The sequence below is a fragment of the Thermoplasmatales archaeon genome, from assembly GCA_026127925.1.
GTDB lineage: Archaea > Thermoplasmatota > Thermoplasmata > Thermoplasmatales > Thermoplasmataceae > JAKAYB01.
Genome location: JAJSLM010000012.1, coordinates 1 through 23255 on the forward strand (window position 1 = coordinate 1; position 23255 = coordinate 23255).

The window sequence follows — 23255 nt, forward strand, 5'->3', positions numbered from 1 at the left end:
GCAGGAGTTTCAAAAAACCCCCTCTGGACTCCCCCTTATATCTATATCGTAGTATATTATCTCTCTTATAACTGTACAAATAATAAAGGGAGCACATCAGGGTGAAAGGCCATATTCTGTCATCAAGACAATATTCCATGGTGGTCATGTCTTCGTTACCACTATCCCAAGGGTAAGGGTCAAGAACATGTTCATGTGTCTTGGACACAACCTCATGTGCATGATAAGGATGAAAAAGAATGGGATGATAGCGTGAGCTATGGAAATTCAATGAAGAATGGATGAAAAGAATGGGAAATTAAGAGATAAAGTAACCATTTCCGACTGCATCGACCATGAATTCGCTGTAATTTCCTTGAAAGATCAATCAAGAGTGAAAATTAATATGTTGTTAGAAATTGTCTGTTGAAGAAGGCGTAAGGATATAAGAATGCTTATAGTGCTAAAATCAATATCACACCTATGCAGGATGAATTGCAGACAAAAATTCTAAGAAAATTGAGTGATATTATTTCAATGAGTTATACTTTCATAAAAATAATAGACTATATCAACATTAATGATCGAAAGATCAAATTACCCTTTACAATGAGAGTTGATCCAAGAGATAACATAAACATAAAGATCAACGTATTCTTTCCCCAATTAGATAGTGATGAAAGATACCTTTTGTTTATCGATATGACTGGCATTGGGGTAGTATCAACAGATGACATTGAGGATCAAACTATAGATCCTGGGCATAAGTTCATATTCTTAAGGAATAAAGTAGAAAATATAGAGATCAATGCAAGTTCCACTTCATTCTTTGGAAGTAGTATGTGGAATTTCACTGTAAGTAGAGTGATAATTTCAAAAATAAACTGGAAAAAGTTTTCTTATGCTTTATATTTGAAAAATGTCGTAAAGTATTATATTTACCGCAACGATGAAATAGCACTTGAGAAGATACTAGACAGCCTTTATTCTGTGCATGAGACACCAAATATATTGCAGATAGCAGCAGCGAGTATAATGGGTCATAACACCTATGGCGATTACGAGCAACTTGTTGATTTCTATTCGATTCCAATAAGTGATGCTTCTTTGGCAGACTTAAAATTTGGAACTTATAAGTTAGAATCTCTTGAGAAAGTTTCAGATCAAGTGATACAATCTATGGATGGGGACATATATCTTATGGGTCATTGCCACATTGATGCGGCTTGGCTGTGGCCGTACAGCGAAACTAGAAAGAAAGTTAAACGCTCTTTCTTGAATACTCTTAAGTTGTACAGAGAGGGATATTCTTTTGTCTATGCCCAAAGCTCAGCTTTATATTATAAGTGGATAGAAGATCAAAATAAAGTGTTATTCGATGAAATAAAACATGCTGTGGCAAATGGAATGTGGTTGCCCGTTGGTGGAATGTGGGTTGAATCGGACACAAATTTGGTTTTAGGTGAATCACTTGCAAGGCAGTTCCTATTTGGACAGGATTATTTCAGGGAAAAGTTTGGCAGATATTCAAGAATAGGATGGTTACCAGACACATTTGGCTTTAGTGCTCAACTACCCCAAATTATGGCTGAAAGTCATATAGAAGTTTTTATTACTCACAAGTTAAGATGGAATGATACCACATATTTTCCTTATAATTTTTTCGTGTGGACGGGTATAGATGGTACATATATTCCAAGCATATTGGTGAATGAAACATATAATGGAAATATGGAATATGACCAAATAGCTAGAGAAATATCAGGTCTTAAAAAAATGGGAAAACCGTATGTGTATCCTTATGGGTATGGCGATGGTGGAGGAGGTCCAAATGTTGAGATGATTGAACTCATGCAGTTTCTACCAAACTTAGTAAAGGGAACACATCAGCTGTTCTCAGAGGGCGATTTCTTGAAAGACGTGAAACACGCTTCTGAAAGTTCTGAAAAAGTTGCTGGTGAGCTTTATGTCGAGAATCACAGAGGAACTTATACAACAAACAATAAGATCAAGAAGAAAGTTTCTCAGTTAGAAGATCTACTTATTTCTGCTGATTTTGTTTCGTCCGTAGGTGTTTTGAAAGGATCTAAATGCGAACCGAATGCGCTAAGGAAAGAATGGGAAACTTTGCTCACAGCGGAATTTCATGACGTTATTCCCGGATCGGCTAACTACTTTGCATACTTAGAGGCTTTTGCTGATCTGGACAATGCTATTGCAGAAACTTTGAAGTATATAGAGGAGAAAATGACCGATATTTGTGAAAAATACAACTTATCAGCGGGTTATGTGGTCTTAAATCAGAGTCAGTACCAACTTAATACATTTCTTGATCTCTCAAAAAACGCTATAAATCTTGAGGCAAAACGTACAGATTCATATGGATATATTCAAGCAGAGCCTTTCTGCGTAACTGTAGAGAGAGAGCTGACCGAAATTGTGAACCCATGTATTAATGATGTCCCATTCAAAGTTGAACAGACAGATAGATATATTCACGTGACTACGAAGATTTATGATTTTTGGCTTAATCTAGATGGGTCCTTTAAAATTGATAATGATGGTAAAAATATAATTCATAACGCTGCTACAGAGATTATGGAAGACTTACCAGCTAAATTTGATGCCTGGAATATAGATTATGATACCCTGGAAAAGAGGCGAATTCTAAACAAAGGAAAGTGCAATATTATGTACGAGGATGAAGGCTCATTTTTGATCTTGAAATCTAACGTTACTTACGAAGACGGTTCTACAATAATACAAAAATTTATACTAAATTCCTTAAATAAAGTTGTGGAAGTAGAGAACAACATTAAGCTTTCGAACAGGGAAAAACTGGTTAAAACGTTCTTTAATTCTAGCGTTATGACAAAACGCTTAATCTGTGAAATACCATTTGGGGTTATTGAACGAGATTTTGAAGGAGCATTAAATAATCCGAAATTCGAATTCCCCGCACTTCGTTTTGTAAACTGGTCAGATGCTAGCAATGGTTTTTCCTTGGTGTCCAGAGACTTACATGGATATAGCTTCGTCAACGGAGAGCTAGGAATAACCTTAGCGAAGATCCCGTTGTATCCAAACCCATTTTCTGATATTGAGGGAGTCGTTAACACATTCTATATCCTGTTGGATAAGGACTATAAAGAGGTTTTCAAGCAATGTAATTTCATATTCCATCCACCAATCATCTATCAGTCTAAGAACAAAAAAGGGCGTTCTTCTAAGGAAAAATTATTTCCGGTAGAGGAGACCGGCGTAGAAATAGAAGCAATTAAACCTGCAAAGTCAAATGATGGCCTTATTGTGAGATCCTATGCGTTTAACAAACCGGCTAAACTCAAATTTAATTTCGCCACTATATCAGACATTTATAAAACAGACATTACTGAAGATACGTATTCTGAAAAGCTGAATGGCGATATAGATTATAATAAATTTGAAATTAAGACCTTATTCTTGCGAGTAAAGGATTAGGCTTGTCTTTCGCCGAGACTATCAAAATAAAATCGTTAATAGATTACAGTCGGTGGAATGTTTCCAACTAGATGGATCGATAACACACCAGAAAATAATAAAATATTACTATACACAATAATATTTAAACTAGCACAAGAAGAGACTGTTGAACCAACAAAATTACCTTGACCTGAGCCATTAAAATAATAATTATTGTACTTAAAAAAAAACTGATTTACACGAAAATGTGGAGTGGTAATGTAGATAAATTTTAATGAAACGTTAGTGGGAAAATTAAAAGAAATACTGAAAGGATTTGAAGAGTAAACCTTACTGACAGTAATATTCCAAATCGTAGCAGAATTGGATACATTCACATATCCAAGCGACACACCCGTAATATCATAAAGTACGTTGGATGACTTCTGGCTTTGCGGTATATCTACAATAGTGGGGATAACGATGGATAATACTAAAACCGTAGACACCAGCAAAATAATAATAATTCTTATTTTCCTATTTTTAAATTTTGTCATAGATTATCAATTCTAGACCCGTTATTGTCAAAAATATAAATTTCAGAAAAAGGCACGTAGACAACCATTTCCTTGGATAATTCTACTTTTTTGGGAGTATCGGTTCTTATGCGAATTTCCTTGCCGCTATTTGTATTCGCGACAATCAATGTGTATGCCCCAAGTGCTTCGATAGCCTTCGGTGTTATTTTTATAGCTATATCGCCATCCCTATGCTTATCCATTGCGAAACTTTCAGGTCGTATGCCAACGGTTATTTCTTTTAATTCATTTGAGTGATTGCTTATTATTAAATCCTCACTGTAGTACTTGTCACTCCTTTTTTCAAGATCGAAGAAATTAATAACAGGCTCACCAAGAAAAGCGGCCACGTATTCATTTGTTGGTTTCTTGTATATTTCCATCGGGCTTCCGGTTTGCTCAAGTTTACCGTTATGAAGTATAGCAATATGATCGCCTAGCGACATTGCTTCTTGCTGGTCGTGAGTGACATATATGAATGTTTTTCCAAGATTTTGCTGTATCAACTTAAGTTCTATCCTTATTTGGCTTCTGATCTTTGCGTCTAGGTTTGAAAGCGGTTCGTCTAAAAGAAAAATGGACGGATCTCTTACAAGAGCCCTGCCCAGGGCCACTCTCTGAGCCTGCCCTCCAGACAATTCTCGCGGGTACCTGGTCAAGAGCTCATTCAAACCTAATAAGTCTGCCACCTCATTAACCTTCTTAATGATGCTTTCCTTTGAGAAATGCCTCATTTTTAGTGGAAACGCCATATTATTAAATACAGTCATATGTGGATAAAGTGCATAGTCTTGAAAAACCATAGCGACTCCTCTTTGCATGGGTCCAAGAGCGTTTACGTTGTTTCCATCAAACAAGATATCTCCAGAAGATGCTTTTTCAAGGCCAGAAATTATATTTAGAGTTGTAGATTTACCTGAACCAGACGCACCTAATAAAATAAAGAATTCCTTGTCTTTCGCAAATAAATTCAAATTATCTAGCACAACTGTATTAGAAAATTTTTTTATGATTTTACTTAGTTCTACGGATACCATAATCTCACCCCTTCACTCCACCTATAGAGAATGCCTTAATAAGATATTTCTGCGCAAAAATATAAAGGATCAAAGTGGGAATAGTATATATCACTGAAGCCGCTGCCAATTCATTGTATTTAACTGAGTATGCGCCAAAATAACTATATATATAAACGGAAATCGGAAAGAGATGTTGTGACGACAATAGGATATATGGCACATAAAAATTTCCCCAATTTGTTATGAAATCCAATAAAATCAGAACCGCTATGGAGGGAAACGCCATGGGTAAAAAAACATTAAAGATGGATTGAAGAGGTGAAGCTCCATCTATTATGGCCGCCTTCTCAATGGACTTTGGGATTTGGTCAAAAGAATTTTTCAACAGCCATACAGTTATAGGAAGATTCAAAACCCCAAGAAATAATATTACACCAAACTGGGTATTATAAAGCACGGTTTTTATGTAAAAAACGTAAGTTGGTATCAACAAAGAAAAAACTGGGAATCCAGTGAAGAACAATATCGTGAGTAAAATGGCTATCCTACCCGGGAATCTACGTCTAGAGAATACATACGCGGCTAATATAGAAAATGCTATAGAAAATGCCATGCCGCCTAGTGACTGAATCAACCCATTGATTATAGCTAATCTAAAATAGTACACATGAAAAATATCGGAATAGGCAATTAGTGTAAAATGGCCAAAGTCACCGAAACCTATATTGCTAACAGATGAAAATCCCTCTTCGAAAACCCAAACAAAAGGGATTATAAATAAAATCGCAATTATCGTTAAAACGATATAAGACCCCAAACTTGTAACTTTCATGTTCCTAACCTTGAACCTTTACAAACCGTAAATACAGAAGAGACATCACCACACCCATAAGTATTATTATCACCCCGATTGCATTGGCAAGACCTATGCTGAAAAGAGAGAATGCCGTGTGATATTGATAGATAGTTAACAGGTCAGTGACATTAGCTGGACCACCGTCTGTCAAAACATAGATCATAGTGAACGTTCCCAAGGTCCACAACGTTATCAGTATCAGGTCAGTAAGAATTGTGTCTTTCATCATAGGAAATATAATTCTAAAAAAACGCGAGAATGGATTAGCCCCATCAACAATTGTGGCTTTTATAATGGAGGGACTGATATTTTTAAGGCTTGAAGTAAAAAGAAGAACAGAAAAACCCAAGCCTAACCATATATTGGCAAATATAATCACATAAAGAGCACTGCTTCTCGAGAGGAAATCTATAGGTGTACCTCCAAAACGAGTTATAATGAAATTTAAGAAACCAGCAGGGATATAACTAACAGTACTATACCACGTAATGCCTGCCACAACTTGAGGTGTAGCCCAAGCCATTAATATTATTAGTGTAATTATCGTGGCAAAAAGCTTTTTTGTTCCATTCAGCACATAAGCAAGTATAGAACCCAAAAACATTTGCCCAACTACCCCCGACAAAATCAAAAATACAATTGTCACAGTTATTGATTGTATAAAAACGGAACTTTTAAATAGAGTTGCATAGTTTGATATACTAACGTAAGCAAATTCACTAATATTGTACAAAGAAATATTCGTAAAAGAATAATAAAATGAAAGTATCAAAGGATAAATGAAGAATATACTCAAATAGACAAAAGTAGGAACAAGCGCAATAAAGGGAAAAATATCTAAATGACCCCTACCTATACTCGTTTTATTACTTACTTCTGTCAAGATCCCCAACTACTCTCTTTCATTACCTTCCAATTCTTGGTACAAGTAGGTACATATTGTTATAGTAGTTTGTTGATGATAGACTTTCGAAATTCAGGATATGCTGAATTGAATTGGTAGGTTCATAGGTTGTTAGTGACGGCCCTACAGTAGGACCGTATACGCTTTGAACCTGTGAAGCCCCAAGAGCACCTACCAAAGTGGAATCATACGTAGATAGTGCTTGACTTACAGATTTACCAGCGACAACGACATCACTCATTGCTGCTTGTAACGCATCCGATACCGTCGGATACGCTGCAACTGGTGGTCTATAATTTCCATAAGCCAAAATGTTTGTAAAGAACGTGTCCAAAGACGGATCCGCAGGCATCAACTTGCTAAATTGTGGGTTAGAAACCGCATTAGTTGTTGTTGGAAGTCCTCCTGCAAGCGCTCCACCAGGAAGGTTTATGGCAATTTGATTGGTGGTGTTGTCTAATGCCGACATGAACGAATAAACTAGGGACTTATTAGATACTCCATTATACATGGCCCAGCCCCACCCACCTACCATGGAACTGTAGTTAGGACTTTGACCAAATTCTGTCGGTATTTTCGCAACTCCAATATATTTTGAGAAGTTCGATATATAATGTGCAGATCCTGATGCCCATTGATAGCCAAACATCCAACTTCCGTCAATAGCTATGCCCAGTTTCCCCTCTTGCATATATTGCCCAGTTGTTATATACGGAGTTGTGCTCAAATCAACGGAAGCTAAATGATCTGTTACAAAAATTGTTTTGTAAAAGTGTAATGTTGCGTTTAATCCAGGATTAAATCCATACCATTTTGAACTTGTAAAGTTGTAGAGCCCCCAACCGGTTCCATAAAGTAATCCTTCAAATCCAGTGAATGTTGAAGCTTCGTCGCCTCTAGTATCAGTATATACATTCATAGGGATAAATCCAGAAATAGATGAACCCAATTTTGATTGAAGGGTTTGAGCTGTGGTTATAATATCAGTCCAGTTGGCCGGCTGCCAAGGCAAAGCTATCCCAGCTTCCTTAAACAACGTCATGTTATAATATATAAGTGTATCTGTAACTTGAGCGGGCAGTCCATATAGAGTGCTATTTATGGTCATTTGACCAAGTGCCGAAGGAAAATACAATGATCTCTCTGAACTATTCAAATAACTATTGAGAGGTGAAAGAACATGATCTGATGCATAAGTGGCTGTATAAAACATGTCCTCTAACATTACACTAGGCGCAGTAGACGGACTCGAAGTCATCAGGTCAAGTTTTGTGTAATAATTCCCTTCGCTACTCGCGTCAAAGGGACCGACAAAAGATATCTTAACGCCTGGATGAGCTCTTTGCCAAGCAGCTGTAGAGTTATTTATGAAATTTTCCCATTTGGCTGCCGACGCACCATATATTGGGGCAGCTATACTAATAGTTTCTACTTTTTTTGTCGTGGGATGATAGTACAGACCAAAATAAACACCTAACCCCGCCACAACAACAACGATTACAACAATTATTGCAATTATTCCTGTTTTATTCATGCGACCACTTCGATAGGATTCAAATCTAGATATTTAAACTTTCTCTAAAAATAACACTTTTAGTAGTATTTTGCAATATCTTGTTTGTCATATACGAAGATCAGAAGTGTTTTTTTACAATAGGTAAAATACCAATATGCGGGCATCTTGCTATATTTAACTTAAAACAACAAATAGCAAAAGAAGAAGATAAGTTGATTTCATTCGATGTTTTCCAGTTGATCAAGGCCGAAATTACCGCTTCGAATCTGATTTTTCAGCATTTTCTTAAAACCTCTGTTTCCCTTTAATGCTTTAAGGTTGTTCTTCATGGACTTAAACTCACGAAGTAACGTACGAATATCTGCCTCACTTTTTCCGGATCCGCGGGCAACTCTAGCTATTCTTTTTGCGTTGATCTCATCCGGGTGTTCCAGTTCGTAATAGGTCATGGAATCCAGAATTACCCTATAGTTCTCAAGTTTGGATTGCGCGGAATCTATATCAACAGATTCGAGCTGCTTTGAACCGGGCATTTTTGACAATGGAAGAGCGTTAAACATTCTCTTAATTATGCCTGGTTGGGCAAACTTTTCCCATAAGTCGTACATGTCCTTTAAGTTAAATTTCCCGGACATCAACTTGGACATGGATTCTTCTGCTTCCTCCTCGGTTATGTTTGTCTCTTTGAATGTTTCAAGGAGGGTTTCGAGATCGCCAAGGCCAAGCAATCTTGAAAGAAATTTCTTAGCGTCAAATATCTCGAGGTCTTCGAGGTGCTCACCTGTGCCAATAAAGTATACAGGGGAATGAATGGTCGCGACAGCACTCAGCGCGCCGCCACCCTTTCCCGTCCCATCCATCTTAGTTATTATCACGCCAGTTATCCCTACAGCTTCATTTATTGCAGAAGCTTGTGGACCAGCCTGTTGACCTATCGTCGCATCTATCACTAGTAATACTTCATCAGGGTTAATAGACTTCTTTAGATCCCGGATCTCCTCAATGAGTTCATTGTCTAGAGAGTCTCTACCACTCGTGTCTATGATTTTTACTTTTAGATCCTTTAGGGACTCAAGACCCGCTTTAACTATCTTTACCGGATTCTTATCATTGCGTTCTCCGTAGAACTGGATATTCAGCGACCTTGCAATCTGTTCCAGCTGATCGTAGGCCGCGGGTCTGTGAACATCGGCTGCTATTACTCCTACGCTAAGGCCTTTTTTATGAAAAAACCTTGAAAGTTTGCCTGCTGACGTCGTTTTGCCTTGACCATAAAGGCCGACAAGCATTATCGTCTGTGGCTTGAGTTTCAATGTCGAATTCTCGCCTAGTATTTTCAGGAGCTCCTCATAAATAATCTTTATAACAAAGTCCTGCTGAGGCATTCCTGCAGGTGATTTTTCCTCGTTAACTCTCTTCACCAAAGTGCTAGTGAGTTCTAGAACAAGCTTTACGTTCACATCTGCCTTGAGAAGAGCTCTCTGAATGTCACGGATGATCTCGTCGATCATCTGCTTATCGACGTAACTCGAATTAGATATCTTCCTTATGGTCTCCCTGAGGGAGCTCCCGAGACCTTCTAGAACCATGTTCTATCCCCTATTTCAGTATTCACGCCACCTATATCCACAAGATTCACAAGTATAAAATTTTGTTTCCGGCTCATCTGCAGAACGAGTCTGCTTAAGGAGATAATAAGCGCCTCTGTGCCCACACTTTGGGCAGACCGCATCAGAATCAAGAGGTTCTGCACTTTTCTCCTCGCGAATCAATATGACTTCTTTGTGCGAACTCTTGCTCACTATTTGCCCGGAATTCCCGTTTGGAACATCCTCCGTGTATCCGCAACTTCCACATACAAGTTTGTTACCTGAACGTGTCATAAGTGAACCACATTTTGGGCAAAACATAGGATAAAAGGAATACTTGATTGTATAAATACATTGACAGTCCAAGGATTTAATCCAGATTGTACACAAACAGAAGACAGAGTTGCTGCCTACAAATAATTTTAATGATCTGGGTTATGTTTAAACGCATAATGGATATTCCAAATCCAATGCCGAGTGATCAAGATAAGAGATTTCTTCTTCAGTGCCTGAATAAAGCTAAGAATGTGAAATACGACATTGATGCATCTGATTACGTGGTTCTTAGAGAAACACACGCTAACTTAGTGCTCCTAATCGACAAGGAATATGTTTTCAAATTTCAGAAAGACACTGAAAACTCAAAAAGACTGGAGATGGAGATCAACTTATCGAAAATACTGAGCGATTCTCCGATATCCATTCCAAACTATATCTTCACAAATCAGGATAACAATGAGAAATTTGGTGGGTATATGTTTATCAAAGGAGAACCGATTAGCGAAAGAAAAAGTCTGTCAAAGATAATGCTTAAACAATTAGTGGATATTCTAAATTATCTCCATAAGAAAGAATATAATGAGATTAAAGGATCAGGGATTAATTTCTACACACCGCTATCCTGGAAAATACAGTTTGAAGATTTAATGAACAACGTCAAGCAAAATGTATTTCCATTATTGGATAAAGAGCTCCAAAAATTAATAGAAAGTGAATTTGAGAATTTTCTCCAAAAAAACTACGAATTTGAACCGTCACTTGTTCACGGAGATCTGTACAAGGATAATGTTTTAGTTCTTGGAGATAAAATATCTGCAATCATAGACTGGGGATATGCATCATTTGGGGATCCTGCTATAGATATAGCTGCGATAGCCGTTGATTTTCCAAACGAAGCGGCCCGGATAGTTGAGTCCTTAGATTACCGACTCGACGATGATGCGAGCACTAGGATTGAATTTTACATCAGAACTGAACCTCTTTTTGAGATCATGGATGGACGCTTAATGAACAATTCCAGCTTAATTCGTTCTGGTTTAGAAAGACTCAGGACCTCTCTCTATAGGCGATTCGTTCTATAAGAAATCTCTTCTTAAATTTGTTCTTTCTTATAATTAAACTTCTCCAATGATGTGTGTGTTCAATTAAGTAGATGATCGGGCGATCTTTAAATGACAGATCAATTCTGAAAATATTAGGCCGGTCTATGAAAGAGTGTAATCTATTTATTGGGGTGTTCTATTATTTCTTATGGCTGGCTACGATGAGAACAAGATTCCAGAGATTTTAAGGAATAGCAAGACTGTTGCAGTTGTTGGGATATCTGATAAGGCGGATAGAGATAGCTTCAGAGTCGCTACGTACCTGAGAAAGAATGGGTTTGATATCATTCCAGTGAATCCGGCTATTGCGGAATGGGAAGGTTTAAAATCGTACCCGAATTTAGCCAGTATTCCTAAAAATAAGAACATTGATATTGTAGACATATTCAGAAAACCCGAAGTCGTGCCAAAAATTGTGGAAGAAGGTCTTGAAATACACCCTAAGGTGATATGGATGCAGGAGGGAGTAATCAACGGCAATGGTGCTAGGCTTGCGAAGGAAAATGGGATTCTTGTTGTTATGGATCGGTGCATGATGAAAGAGCACAGCAGGCTAAAATAAAAGCTTGCGCCTAAATTTAAATATAAATTATAGCATTCTCCGAGAGATTTTGCCGGGGTAGCCTAGCCAGGTAAGGCGATAGATCCGAAATCTATTGCTCTTGTAGCTCGGGAGTTCAAATCTCCCTCCCGGCGTCTAAATTATGTAACCCCGTTTTACAATATTGTAATTCCTTTTTTTTTCATGGCGAAAAATGAGCCATGTTGAAATCTTCCGATATTACAACTTAAACGCAGTTAAGGCTAAATATTTCTATTATCGGAAGGGGCTGTGTAAAATTAAATATCCTGAACAGATAGCGGAACGAAGCTGGGATAGCCTAGCCTGGTAGGGCGCAGGTCTGGAAAACCTGTTCTCTTTGTAGATCGGGAGTTCAAATCTCCCTCCCAGCGTGACATAATTCGTCAAACTTATTTGATAGGGGTTTCATTTTATATTCTTAATATAAAAAATAAACTCCTCTGAACTTTCTGTTTCAGACACATATCTGTCAATGCCAAAGCCATCTATGATGTCTAACGATTCTTTCAGAGCGTTTTTCCTTGCCTCTTCTGCAAGAACTGGCCACCTGTTAAAAATTGATTTTTCCTCGCTGGAATTATGCTCTTCAACCGTTTTGTAATACAATGGCAACCTCAACTCAAAATTACTGTTTCCTGAAGACAGCCATTTCTTCAAATTATCGCCAAGTGTCTTTATTAGTTTGTGATCTGCTTTAATTCTATCTACCGTTTTCTTGAAAGATTCCCTATCTTCCCATTCGAATTCAGTTATTGTAGGGAAGAATACCCTTTCTTCAACCTGAACATGACAGTCATCTATGAAAGTAGCAAAATCGATAAAAATTTCAGTGTTCTTTCCTGGAATATTCCAGTGCCCTTTTGATCTTATTGCCAGGTGATCAAGCATAAGCAATTCGGCTAGGTCCATAAAACTTTATTCTGACCTTCTATTTACGAATTCGGGATAAGTCAAACAACACACGCTGAAACTTATAATGACAAACATCGAATGTTACATAAAATGTTCACTTTTCTCGTGAGTCGTCTATGCTTAGGAATTTTTGATATTCGTAATCATCCATTTCCATTATGAATGCCCCTTCATATCCACAGTTTAGGCATTTATAGTGACCCGTTACAAAAAAATAAGAGGAAAGAATTTCGTCGGATTTACAATTCGGACATACTTTATGCACGGTAATATAGTACTTTCCACTAATTAAGGTTAAGCAAACACGACATGCTATAGCTGTAGTGCAAACAGCTATTGGTTATTTAGCTCACACCATTTTCTAGCTCCCTAGAAACGCAAACGCTATATCATGTTATGCATAGCTATTACAATGGCAATGCTGCCTTCGTTGAAAGAATCCGATGTTTCGCCGTACATATCATTTTCACGAAAGGAGTGGAGCGCACTCAGAAATTCTACACCGATGACTGTTTCAGAGGAGGACTTAAAAGAGATCAGAGGAATCAATGAAAATATTTCTACCAGTGAGGTTGAAGACGTTTTTCTCCCACTTTCAAGATTGCTTCAGATGTACTATCAGGCTCAGGTCAATCTATACATTGCTAGAAGGACGTTCCTGGAGGAACCTACAAGCAGAGTTCCGTATGTTATAGGTATTGCCGGTAGCGTTGCGGTTGGAAAAAGCACGATTGGACGTTTGCTGAAAGTACTAATATCGAGATGGCCAAGCAAGCCCAAGGTAGATCTCATAACAACAGACGGCTTTCTATTTCCCAATGCCGTACTCGAGAAAAAAAACCTAATGGAAAGAAAGGGCTTCCCCGAGAGTTATGATATAAAGAGTCTTATCACTTTTCTTTATGAACTGAAATCTGGAAGAACAAATCTGAAGATTCCAGTATACTCGCATTTGACTTATGATATAATGCCAAATGAATTAATTGAAGTCGACTCTCCAGACATAGTTATTCTGGAAGGCTTAAACGTGTTGCAGACGCGTACGACATTAAGAACAAAAAATGTTCCGGAACTCATAGTTTCGGATTTCTTCGACTTTTCTATATACATTGACGCAGAAGAACTCGCTATCAAAAAATGGTTCCTGGATAGGTTCATGGTTTTGCGTAAGACAGCATTCACGGACCCTAGATCATATTTCAGAAAATTGGCCGAGGTTCCAGAGAATGAAGCACTGAAGATAGGTGGAGAAATTTGGGATCGAATTAACGGTGTTAACCTCACTGAAAATATAGCCCCAACAAAGTACCATGCTCATCTTATCCTCGTAAAGGGCGCAGACCACTGCATTACTCAGATCCATATGAGGAAGATCTAACTGACGATCACATGAGGCGAAAAAGGAAAATCTATGGATAGCACTAGAGGACAAATAGGAAGTGAATATTCCCAGTATATTATTGAACCAATAATCAAATGGGCGGGGGGAAAGAGACAGATCATTGACAAGCTTCTCTATTACATGCCACAGAAATGGAATACATACTTTGAGCCTTTTTTGGGAGGCGGTGCACTGGTCTCCAAACTTTATGGAATGAACAGGCTAAAGACTGCTATTCTATCAGATAGAAATTTTGACATATACAACCTTTTTAATGAAATAAAAAACAACCCTGAAGAACTCATAAAAGGATTAGAAGATCTTAACTATAGAAACTCAAAAGAGAGTTATTATGAGGCAAGGGATGAATTCAACTCTATCGACCGGACACCAAACCTGCGTAGGGCTGTTATTTTCATTTACCTTAACAGACACGCATTCAATGGCCTATATCGACTGAATTCGAAAGGACAGTTCAATGTGCCTTTTGGCAGGTATACAAATCCGCATTTACCTTCTTCGAATCTTGTATACGCTTGGTTTTCTCTCCTTAAGAATGTGGATTTAAGGCTATGTGATTTTCAATCTGCTACCAAATATGCAAATGCTGGAGATTTTGTTTACTTTGACCCGCCATATACTCCGATCTCAAAATCATCGAATTTCACGACCTACATAGACGGGGGATTTTCCTGGACAGATCAGGTAAGACTTGCTGAGGAAGCAAGACGCCTAGATTCTCTAGGAGTACGATTCATGCTTAGTAACTCTGACACTGAAGAAACCAGAGAATTATATTCTTCGTTCAATGTTCACGGGATTAAGGCTTCCAGATTGATAAATTCTAAAGCTGAAAGGAGACGGGGTGCCAGTGAAATTATTGTAACAAATTATGCATAAATCTGCATCATGGAACATTAATGTCCAGAATCTTCTTGCGCGATCGCAATCCAGTTACAATCTTAACTTTGCTTGAGGGGACAGAATAATATTTTGCAATCTGCTTTATCACGTCCCTATTTGCTCTGTTGTCCTCAAAGGGTTGTTTTGTGAAGACATGGATATTATCGCCTTCCTTTTCCACACTTTCATTTCCGCGACTGACAAGAACCATCACACGCATTAAGATGAAATTAATGACTGAGTAAAAAGGTTTCAGTATGTTGTTCAAAAGGACATTCTCTTTAGGTCCGGAAGTTGCTTTGCCCAAAAAGCGAAAGATACGCCTCTTTTATTGTAGGATTTTTTTGAGAATAAATAAGTAACCTGAACTTCCTTCAATTTAACCCATAGGTATCATGTCCCTGAACAGATCGATGATCTTTTCTACTTTCCTTGGAACTGCTGCAAAGTATTCTGTCCCGCTCTTTTCAACGATCCTCTCCATCTTTGACAGCTCGAAGATTGTCTCGTTTACCGACATCTTTCCCAGTAAACCATGATCCTTCAGCACCTTCAGGATTCTGAATCTCACCCTCAAAGCGAGAAAGACAATAAAGAAGAATCCCTTCACCTTCTCATTGTCCCTGAGATAGGTCTTGTCTGATTCCAGATCACCCTTCATTGTGTCGAATACCTGTTCAACCTCCTCTCTGGACTTGTACTGTTCATATATTTCAGAAGGACTTCGATCAAGATCGGATATTATTGCAAATACTCCAAGACGACTCTTCTTATCCTGAAAATATTCCATGTCCTTTCGTGCAGAGGCGACACCCCTCAGTATCGTCGATTCCTCCTCCGCTCTCATCATGGGGTCCTGGAACATGTATACATATCCCAGTCTTGACGATCTTCTGGAAGCCTGGATTGGCCTTCCGTTGTAGATGAATGCTGAATCGAATTTCACATTATCCGGAACGATGGTGGAATTCCTTCTGAGAGGGACGATGTAGTGCATCTTCAGCTTTCTCAGATCCTTGACGATGGATTCAGAGAAGAGGCCCCGATCCATGATGAATCCGATATCCTGGTCATGAAAACGGTCTATGAAATATTTCAGCGATTTTATGTCCCTCACCGATCCGTAAAATACATCCACCGCCACCGGTACCCATGACTTAACGGAGAACGCCATTATCACCGTGACCTGATTCTCATGTTCGTCATCGGGATTGTATCCCTTCTCTGCAAGCTTCAGGTTTTTCGAGTATGATATTATCGCTGTCATGTCGTAAAAGATCAGGCCGCCAGGTTCCATGATCTTCCGGAACATACCGTAGAGATCGGGAAAATGGCTCCCTACGTATCCCAGGACGGTCGACAAATCATCGGGATCGAGGTTCGGCTTCATCGTCCTCGATATGTAGAGCTTCTGGAATCTTGAGGAAACGAGCCTCAATGGCATGGGATCGATCGCCTTCACGATCGCCATTGCAATGATCTGATCACGGTAAAGATGCTTCTCCATTATCGTATACATATCCTGGCAGAGATTCCATACAAGCTGTGAGTTGCCGTACTCATAGACCATGGTTGAGGAAAAGATCTTCTTTAGCCTCTTTGATATGAATGTTCCGTTCTCATGTATCGTTCCCATGAGGACGGTCTTCTTCACAGGCTTCTTTTTCTTCTTGTCCCAGACACCCCTTGCAACATAAATGTAATATTTTCCACTTATCACCTTCAGTTCAAGCTTCTTTCCCTGTTCGCTCTTCATTTCCAGGTACGTTTTCCTAACCGCATCCGGTACGTGGTCAATCACAGCCATATGTGTTATGATATGTGTTAATACTATTTACATCTTTTCATTGGAATTGGCTGAAATAAGAGACTGGCGATGAGATGTACAGATTCTACAGTAGAAATGCAGAATGTGAATAAATGCCTTATAACACGGATTCAGCAGAATAAAAAATATGTGTTAAAGTGAAAGAGTTCAGGTAAGTAATTCAAAGTTTTGCACAGAGAAGTTGTGGTTGAATCTGGATTTTCATCGCCAATCATCAATAATGAAAGTACCTAAGAGTGATATCGCCCAGTATTCCACACACACTTTTCCGCCTTTTCTGACGGTGGTCTCGGCAAAGATTATTTTAATATATCGAAAAGATAGTTCATGATGATTCTGTCTGTTGATGGGGGAGCAACAAAAACATGTGCTATACTTTACGATGACGAAGAGAATCTATTTGCGTCTTCGGGCATTGCAGGACCCTCACATTTCGTTTCTGTGAGGCCGGATGTTTCGGAGAGAAATATCAGGGAAGCGATGAACGAAACTATTCTAGATGGAGATGAAAGGATCGACAATGTAGACAGCGTGATCTTTGGCATAGCTGGGGCAGGAGATTCTGTTGAAACGACTGCACATGGAGAAAAAATTGTTAAAAGAGTATTAGGAGAAAAGAGATTTGTCCTAAACAATGACGGTTATGCCGCATACAGGATGAGCAATTTATTCCAGGACGGTGTGATGTTTGCTCCTGGAACAGGGAGTGTAGGGTTCTATCAGAAGCGAGAAGAATTAAACAGGATTGCAGGTTGGGAGTGATTTGCCGGAGATGAAGGTTCCGCATCCTGGATTGCGAGGAGAGCTATCACTTTAGCAGAGGGGCAGAAAGACGGTTAATTGCAGGAGATACGCTTGTCCACCTCATAGAAGAGTACTTCGGGAATAACTTTAGGGAGGCAATAGGACGCATAGAAATAGATCACGACAAACGGAATATATCTCTTCTGGCGCAAAGAGTTTCGCAGTTAATTACAGTTTTTCTCTTTACATCCTTATTGAGAATCTTATAAACATCCTCATCACTGTAATTATACATCCCATTCGGCATTACAGTATACCTTATCTTTCCAGTCTTTGCATATACATGCAGTGTTATTCGTGATATCCTTAGCAGGCTCATACCTCATTTGCCTTCATGGTTAATATTATAATATGGCACTATAATATAAATTTATCATTTTTATTAACTATATAGTCGTGGCTTATATGCAACCGTTCATTTCTTCAGCATCCTTAGAGCTTTGCTGAGATCGAATGTGTTCACGACACGATCGGATTCAAGCCAGCCCCTCCTCGCGGTTCCAATCCCGTACTTCAGGACGTTGTAATGTGATATATTGTGTGCATCAGAGTCTATTGCATAATTAACCTTGAATTTTGATGTTAGCATTATGTCTGTATCCTTAAGATCAAGCCTGGTCGGAAACGCGTTAATTTCTAATATCACCTTATTCGCTTCCGCTGATTCAGCAACCTTCTCCAGATCGATCTGAAAAGGTGGACGTTCATTTATCAGTCGGCCCGTTGGGTGGCCCAGTATATTTACATATCCTGAATCCAGGGCAGTTATTGCTCTCTTTGTCATCTCGTCTTTGCTCATGTTGAAATTAGAATGAACGGATGCGACAACGCATTCCATCTCTCTTAGCGTTTTGTTCTCGAGATCAAGGGACCCATCTTTCAGTATATCAACCTCTGCGCCTTTCAGCACATGAAAATCCTTTCCCAATTCTTCATTTAATCTATCGACCTTGGAAAAATAGTCGGCAAACCTTGCCTCATCCATACCTCGTGCAACCTTGAGGCTCTTTGTATGATTTGTTGTTGCTATGTACTCGAGGCCGTATTTCCTTGCATATTCAACCATTTCTTCAAGTGTGTTTGACCCGTCAGTGTCTTTCGTATGAGTATGAAGATCACCCCTTAAGCTCGAGTATTGGATAAGATTTGGCAATTTGTGCTTCATGGCCAGTTCTATTTCTCCTCTATTCTCCCTCATTTCGGGAGGAATCCAGTCCATACCCAGTTTATTATACAATTCTTGCTCGTCCACACCAGAGACCATCTTCCCGGTACGGTCATAGAGTCCATATTCGTTGAGTTTGTAACCGTTGTCGATTGCAACTTTCCTTACCTGAATATTGTGATCCTTGCTTCCCGTGAAGTACTGCATTGCGGCTCCAAATCTACCTGGCTCAATAACACGGAGATCGCATGTTGTTCCTATCTTCAAATATACCGTTGTTTTTGATGGCCCCTTGACAACTGTCCTCTCGACGTCCTCCAACCCTGTAAAGAAATCCATTATCTCGCTGCTGCTCGTGCCGATGGCCAGTATGTCTATGTCACCGATCGTATCCCGCATCCTTCGGGTTGAGCCAGCTATTTCTACCTTATCCGCCAGACCACTTTTCCTGAGCCTTTCCGCAATGGATTGTGCAACTGGAAGTGCCTCAGATAGCAGAAGGCGACCTTTGCTTGATTCTAACTGTTTTACCCCTTTGTCCAGAAGTTCTTCGCTTTTCACGCCAAATCCAGGAAGCTTGCTTATCTCGTGCTTGGAAATCGCATCCTTAAGATCAGCTAGATTCTTTATTCCTAGATCCTTGTAGAGGGAAAGAGCAGTCTTAGTGCCTAGACCCTCTATCTTCGTGAGCTCTTTGAAATCTATCGGATACTTTTCCTTGTATTCTTCGTATTTGGAAATTTTTCCTGTTGTGAGATATTCCTCAATCTTTTCAGCAATAGCTTTTCCGATACCAGGGATCTCCATTAGAGCTTTCACCCCACCTTTCTTGTAAATTTCGGCGATATCTTCCTGCAGAGAATCTAGGATGGCAGCAACTTTCTGATATGCTCTGGTTTTGAATCTCGCATTTTCCGATTCCTCAAGACTCTCAAAGGATGCCATATCAGCAAAGATGTCGGCAAGTTCCTTGTTTTTCATTTTTATCACAAACCACTCTTTACAGTATAAATCTGAGAGGAGTATTTAATGATGCATCGTCTTGCTTCCCTGGTGCATAAAAGATTGAAAATGGATGCCTATTCAGGAACTATTGTGGGCTCAAGCGTCCTCCACTCGATCCGGTATCCTAAAGCCCTCAGGAATTTTTCGGGATCAAAACCTTTTGCACGGATAATGTCCATCACTGCGTTGAAATCTGAAATTATCGGCTCAATTTCTTTCCGGATATCCTCAACCTGTCTCTTACCAAGTTCCGGCACTTCCTTTTGCAGTTCCGTTTCGTCACGTACAGGATATACTTCCGGTTCTATCTGGTCCGAAAAAAGTGCATCCCATGGTATATCCCCAGAAAAGCACGTCAGGCCCTTTTTCTTCTTTTCTCCCCTCTCCAGGCCGTAGATAAATAGTGATTTCTTTTCGTGCAGGTCCAGGTATTCTTTTAACTCAACGTCGGAATCATGGTATATCAGCCTTGAAACAAAGAGAAGAATTTCCTCTCCTTTCCTTGAGATGATATAATCAGGAAAAATAAAGCGGCCACCGACTGATATTGGATTCGCTACGGAAGCGTAATTTGGCAGGATAAGAGGTTCATCCTGCGAGAAGTCCGGGAACATTTCTGAACTCGCGTAGGACAGAAACATTTTGAATTTCCCATCGCTTTTCTCGTCCTTGAACTCAACGTCTGCTTCAAGCCTCCAGCCTTTGAATCGTAAAAGTACATGGAGCAGCTGAGCTATCCTCCCCCCGTATCTATGCGTATTCTCGTTTACTGATGCAGGACCGCTTACGTAAATTGATTCCAAACTTTCCTTTTCCTGATTAACACTGAACAGCAGTCCAAGCCTGCGTATCCTCTTTATCAATTGTCCCCAATCTTCTATCCCGGAAACCAGGACTCCAATCGACTTTGCAAGCAGTGTTTCAGCCTGTTCCAGATTATAGAGCTTTGACGCATTTTCAAATGACATTTTTGGAATTTCTGATATTATCTGCTCCCCTTCTTTGTCTGCATAGAGAGAATCTTCAATCTGTTTTGGAGTGACGTTAAACTCCTTAGCAATGGCATTCAGTTTCTCAGCCCGCTCTTCTGGTGACGGAATTCCATTCGGGAACCTGAGAAAGATCTCATTCCTCAGTTCAGAAGGTTCGATTGCTGTGAGTCTCTCGCTCTTTGCAAGTCTGAAGATTACCTCGGAAAGGCCCCTTATGACCTTGTTATACTGTACCTTTAGTTCGACCTCCTTGAGATCGTGCTCTATGTCGTGCTTTCTCCTTCCTATATTCTTCCGAAAGCATTCCATGACCAGTATGTAGTATTCCTCGGCATCGTCGCCTAAAAATATGGGAGATATGGTCTTCTTCTTCCGATCACGCCTCACCATCAGACATTCTGTTGGGAACACCCCTTCTCCGCCTCCTGCTTGTTGATTTTTCCCCAGTTCCAGAGGTTATGAGTTCATACATTATGGCATTCTTTCCAGCCGCCGGCCTGATAATTCTTCCGAGCCTCTGCCTGAACTGCCTTGTGCTGCCTGAACCACTTATTACAACCGCTACAGATGCATCCGGGACATCTACCCCTTCGTCAAGGATACGACTTGTTGCAATCTTTGTTATTTTTCCGTCGCGGAAAAGATCGAGGTACTTCTTCCTTTCCGGTCCCGGTGTCAAATAGGTCATGGCAGGTATGAGAAATTCCTTTGACACCATATAAGCTGTTTCGGTATCCTCCGTAAAGATGAACATCTTGTCATCCCTGTGCTTCGACATGACATAACGAACAAAGTCGATCTTTGCCCTTGCACTGAACGCTATCTCCCTCGAACGCCGCCAGGCGAGGAGAGCTTCCCTGCCCTCCCTGTTCCATGACTGCATTATGAATCGCTGGAAGTCAAAAGTACCTTTCAGTTTAACGTGATATCTCCTAAGATATGACAGGAAAATTTCCCTGTTTCTGTTATACTCGGCCTCTTCCTCATCCGTTAGTTCGACAGGTATGCGTATGATTTCGAAACCGGAGAGAAAATCTGTTAGCTCCTCATAGCCCATCTCGAACATCTTTCCACCCATGTAGGGGACGAGAAGTTCATGAAGACCGTCCGCGCGCTCATAAGTGGCTGTGAGACCGAGCCTTTCAGGCGCCGTGTACATTTTAGCAATCTCGCTAAATTTTTCCGAAGCCATGTGATGAACTTCATCCGCAATTAACAGATCGAATCTATTTCCTATCTTTTCAGCAAGGAGGTATGCAGAATCATAGGTCGACACAGTTATAGGTTGGATATCCTTCTCGTCTCCTCCAAGCTGCCCAATATGCATGTTGAAGGCCTTTTCTATATTCTCTCTCCATTGCTGTATCAACTCAATAGTCGGCGCAACTATTATCGCACTTTTCTTGTTGCGAAGTATCGCTTCAAGGCCGATGTGTGTTTTACCTGCGGCGGTTGGAAGCACAACTATGCCTCTCCTTCCATTTTTTTCCCATTCTGAAATAGCTTCTTCCTGATACTTTCTTAGCTTGAAGGAGCCGGAAACATTCAATGGAGGATTTTTTGCCATCACGTTGTCGACAAGATTCGGCAAAATTCTCTTCAATTCTGAATAAAAATAACCCATGCAACGATATTTGTTTACGCGCTCATCCCATCTTACTTCGGTGGGTAATTGAATATCCTTCGGCCATTCGCCCAAAAGAATTGTGCCCTTGTCAAACTCAGCAATCAAAGAATGGTCTCCCCCATAAATATGGGTTCGTATACAATTCTCAGTCATAATCTTATCGCGAAGTTCGGCCTAAATTGTTTCGCTGTCGCTGAATGTATAAAGAATGAAACGAATCCTAAAACTATTATCAGAAAAAGGTGATATAAGTTTACTAAAATTGAAGGAAATAAGAAATTTACTTAGGAGGTAATGGACTTTAGTTGACCAATAAGTTCTGTCTCAACATGATCGGTCCAGAGAATCTCAGGAACGTCCACTACAAGGAATAGCTCGCTCAACATAATGGTTTCAATAGCTGCTACACCTAAGTTCTGCAGTAATTTTCCAACGCCCACACTAACATTTAGCCTTCCCCCTTCATTCTTAAAAGTGAATGTCAGAGCACGATCTGCAGCAATAATATCTCTCAAAATTCCAGCCTTTTGGGCCTGAAGTACCCCCTGATCATTTTGAACATTGCTTTGGACCTTCCACTGTTTATTTTTTAATTGCTCTTCGAAAGCAGACACTATGTCACTCAGTTGCTTTGATGTTTCCAGTTCTATGTCTTTTTTGAATATTTCCATGAGGCTTCATGGAATTCATACAGTATAATCTTTACTGTTTTATTTGTTTCTGACGATATTCTTCCTTACACCGGTGTATTTTCAGGGAAAATTTCAGATTATAGTCTTAATGCCTGAGAA

19 protein-coding genes, 2 tRNA genes and 1 pseudogene are annotated in these 23255 nt (G+C 39.6%); 8 read left to right on the top strand and 14 right to left on the bottom strand.

The features are described from left to right. The first annotated feature begins 462 nt into the window (after positions 1-462). The gene (locus LVQ96_08155) at positions 463-3459 is read left to right on the top strand and encodes a glycosyl hydrolase-related protein (protein MCW6171126.1); all 2997 of its coding nucleotides are present in this window, start codon (positions 463-465) and stop codon (positions 3457-3459) included. A gap of 514 nt (positions 3460-3973) precedes the next feature. On the opposite strand, the gene LVQ96_08160 is transcribed toward LVQ96_08155, so the two are convergent. The 6 genes from LVQ96_08160 to LVQ96_08185 all read right to left on the bottom strand — a co-directional run bounded on the left by LVQ96_08160 (position 3974) and on the right by LVQ96_08185 (position 10203). Beyond that, positions 3974-5035 carry an ABC transporter ATP-binding protein gene (locus LVQ96_08160; GenBank protein MCW6171127.1) on the bottom strand — a complete coding sequence of 354 codons (1062 nt, stop codon included), beginning with the start codon at positions 5033-5035 and terminating at the stop codon, positions 3974-3976. Between the two features lie 4 nt (positions 5036-5039). Next, complete coding sequence (locus LVQ96_08165; GenBank protein MCW6171128.1) at positions 5040-5849, bottom strand: carbohydrate ABC transporter permease; 810 nt, start codon at positions 5847-5849, stop codon at positions 5040-5042. Between the two features lie 4 nt (positions 5850-5853). Then, complete coding sequence (locus LVQ96_08170) at positions 5854-6477, bottom strand: sugar ABC transporter permease (protein MCW6171129.1); 624 nt, start codon at positions 6475-6477, stop codon at positions 5854-5856. Positions 6478-6778: 301 nt separating this feature from the next. After that, entirely contained in the window at positions 6779-8311 is a 1533-nt protein-coding gene (locus LVQ96_08175) for an extracellular solute-binding protein (GenBank protein ID MCW6171130.1), read from the bottom strand. A 200-nt stretch (positions 8312-8511) separates the two neighbouring features. Further along, positions 8512-9882 (bottom strand): signal recognition particle protein Srp54, encoded by a 1371-nt coding sequence (locus LVQ96_08180; protein ID MCW6171131.1) that lies wholly within the window; start codon positions 9880-9882, stop codon positions 8512-8514. A 15-nt stretch (positions 9883-9897) separates the two neighbouring features. Further along, a complete protein-coding gene (locus LVQ96_08185) occupies positions 9898-10203 on the bottom strand; it encodes a transcription factor S (protein ID MCW6171132.1) in 306 nt (101 codons plus the stop codon). Between the two features lie 149 nt (positions 10204-10352). Here LVQ96_08185 and LVQ96_08190 point away from each other — a divergent pair, with 149 nt between their 5' ends. From LVQ96_08190 to LVQ96_08205, 4 genes are all read left to right on the top strand, one after another. Further along, positions 10353-11243, top strand: coding sequence for an aminoglycoside phosphotransferase family protein (locus tag LVQ96_08190; protein ID MCW6171133.1), 891 nt, complete (start codon positions 10353-10355; stop codon positions 11241-11243). A 169-nt stretch (positions 11244-11412) separates the two neighbouring features. Next, a complete protein-coding gene (locus tag LVQ96_08195; GenBank protein MCW6171134.1) occupies positions 11413-11826 on the top strand; it encodes a CoA-binding protein in 414 nt (137 codons plus the stop codon). Positions 11827-11877: 51 nt separating this feature from the next. Further along, positions 11878-11960 (top strand) — tRNA-Ser (locus LVQ96_08200). Positions 11961-12134: 174 nt separating this feature from the next. Next, positions 12135-12218 (top strand) — tRNA-Ser (locus tag LVQ96_08205). A 34-nt stretch (positions 12219-12252) separates the two neighbouring features. Here the strand turns inward: LVQ96_08205 and LVQ96_08210 are convergent. Then, positions 12253-12756, bottom strand: a complete 504-nt coding sequence (locus tag LVQ96_08210) for a hemerythrin domain-containing protein (GenBank protein ID MCW6171135.1) — start codon at positions 12754-12756, stop codon at positions 12253-12255. Positions 12757-13171: 415 nt separating this feature from the next. Between LVQ96_08210 and coaA the strand changes: the two genes are divergently transcribed. Further along, positions 13172-14137, top strand: coding sequence for a type I pantothenate kinase (coaA, locus tag LVQ96_08215; GenBank protein MCW6171136.1), 966 nt, complete (start codon positions 13172-13174; stop codon positions 14135-14137). A 33-nt stretch (positions 14138-14170) separates the two neighbouring features. Beyond that, positions 14171-15040, top strand: coding sequence for a DNA adenine methylase (locus LVQ96_08220; GenBank protein MCW6171137.1), 870 nt, complete (start codon positions 14171-14173; stop codon positions 15038-15040). Between the two features lie 7 nt (positions 15041-15047). Here the strand turns inward: LVQ96_08220 and LVQ96_08225 are convergent, their stop codons facing one another. Together LVQ96_08225 and LVQ96_08230 are read right to left on the bottom strand one after the other, a co-directional pair. Continuing rightward, positions 15048-15350 (bottom strand): DUF167 domain-containing protein, encoded by a 303-nt coding sequence (locus LVQ96_08225; GenBank protein MCW6171138.1) that lies wholly within the window; start codon positions 15348-15350, stop codon positions 15048-15050. Positions 15351-15422: 72 nt separating this feature from the next. Beyond that, a complete protein-coding gene (locus LVQ96_08230; protein MCW6171139.1) occupies positions 15423-16850 on the bottom strand; it encodes a transposase in 1428 nt (475 codons plus the stop codon). Positions 16851-17198: 348 nt separating this feature from the next. Here LVQ96_08230 and LVQ96_08235 point away from each other — a divergent pair, with 348 nt between their 5' ends. After that, positions 17199-17633: a hypothetical protein gene (locus LVQ96_08235; GenBank protein MCW6171140.1), complete on the top strand. Its 435-nt coding sequence runs from the start codon at positions 17199-17201 to the stop codon at positions 17631-17633. 208 nt (positions 17634-17841) lie between these two features. Here the strand turns inward: LVQ96_08235 and LVQ96_08240 are convergent. The 5 genes and pseudogenes from LVQ96_08240 to LVQ96_08260 form a co-directional block, all read right to left on the bottom strand. Beyond that, positions 17842-17994, bottom strand: a pseudogene (locus LVQ96_08240) (IS607 family transposase). A gap of 96 nt (positions 17995-18090) precedes the next feature. Next, the gene (polX, locus tag LVQ96_08245) at positions 18091-19821 is read right to left on the bottom strand and encodes a DNA polymerase/3'-5' exonuclease PolX (protein MCW6171141.1); all 1731 of its coding nucleotides are present in this window, start codon (positions 19819-19821) and stop codon (positions 18091-18093) included. Between the two features lie 98 nt (positions 19822-19919). Next, positions 19920-21248 carry a DUF790 family protein gene (locus LVQ96_08250; GenBank protein MCW6171142.1) on the bottom strand — a complete coding sequence of 443 codons (1329 nt, stop codon included), beginning with the start codon at positions 21246-21248 and terminating at the stop codon, positions 19920-19922. Further along, positions 21214-22569: a DEAD/DEAH box helicase family protein gene (locus tag LVQ96_08255; GenBank protein ID MCW6171143.1), complete on the bottom strand. Its 1356-nt coding sequence runs from the start codon at positions 22567-22569 to the stop codon at positions 21214-21216. Before LVQ96_08255 ends, LVQ96_08250 begins: the two co-directional genes overlap by 35 nt. A gap of 179 nt (positions 22570-22748) precedes the next feature. Next, on the bottom strand, positions 22749-23135 hold the full coding sequence (locus LVQ96_08260; protein MCW6171144.1) for a hypothetical protein: 387 nt from the start codon (positions 23133-23135) through the stop codon (positions 22749-22751). Between the last annotated feature and the right edge of the window lie 120 nt (positions 23136-23255).

Bases quoted from the DNA above. Each gene is read 5' to 3' on its own strand.
- LVQ96_08160 (MCW6171127.1), bottom strand. From the start codon at position 5,035: ATGGTATCCGTAGAACTAAGTAAAATCATAAAAAAATTTTCTAATACA.
- LVQ96_08220 (MCW6171137.1), top strand. From the start codon at position 14,171: ATGGATAGCACTAGAGGACAAATAGGAAGTGAATATTCCCAGTATATT.
- LVQ96_08170 (MCW6171129.1), bottom strand. From the start codon at position 6,477: ATGTTTTTGGGTTCTATACTTGCTTATGTGCTGAATGGAACAAAAAAG.
- LVQ96_08230 (MCW6171139.1), bottom strand. From the start codon at position 16,850: ATGGCTGTGATTGACCACGTACCGGATGCGGTTAGGAAAACGTACCTG.
- LVQ96_08180 (MCW6171131.1), bottom strand. From the start codon at position 9,882: ATGGTTCTAGAAGGTCTCGGGAGCTCCCTCAGGGAGACCATAAGGAAG.
- LVQ96_08235 (MCW6171140.1), top strand. From the start codon at position 17,199: ATGATGATTCTGTCTGTTGATGGGGGAGCAACAAAAACATGTGCTATA.
- LVQ96_08175 (MCW6171130.1), bottom strand. From the start codon at position 8,311: ATGAATAAAACAGGAATAATTGCAATAATTGTTGTAATCGTTGTTGTT.
- LVQ96_08185 (MCW6171132.1), bottom strand. From the start codon at position 10,203: ATGTTTTGCCCAAAATGTGGTTCACTTATGACACGTTCAGGTAACAAA.
- LVQ96_08210 (MCW6171135.1), bottom strand. From the start codon at position 12,756: ATGGACCTAGCCGAATTGCTTATGCTTGATCACCTGGCAATAAGATCA.
- LVQ96_08260 (MCW6171144.1), bottom strand. From the start codon at position 23,135: ATGGAAATATTCAAAAAAGACATAGAACTGGAAACATCAAAGCAACTG.
- LVQ96_08165 (MCW6171128.1), bottom strand. From the start codon at position 5,849: ATGAAAGTTACAAGTTTGGGGTCTTATATCGTTTTAACGATAATTGCG.
- coaA (MCW6171136.1), top strand. From the start codon at position 13,172: ATGGCAATGCTGCCTTCGTTGAAAGAATCCGATGTTTCGCCGTACATA.
- LVQ96_08155 (MCW6171126.1), top strand. From the start codon at position 463: ATGCAGGATGAATTGCAGACAAAAATTCTAAGAAAATTGAGTGATATT.
- LVQ96_08190 (MCW6171133.1), top strand. From the start codon at position 10,353: ATGCCGAGTGATCAAGATAAGAGATTTCTTCTTCAGTGCCTGAATAAA.
- polX (MCW6171141.1), bottom strand. From the start codon at position 19,821: ATGAAAAACAAGGAACTTGCCGACATCTTTGCTGATATGGCATCCTTT.
- LVQ96_08195 (MCW6171134.1), top strand. From the start codon at position 11,413: ATGGCTGGCTACGATGAGAACAAGATTCCAGAGATTTTAAGGAATAGC.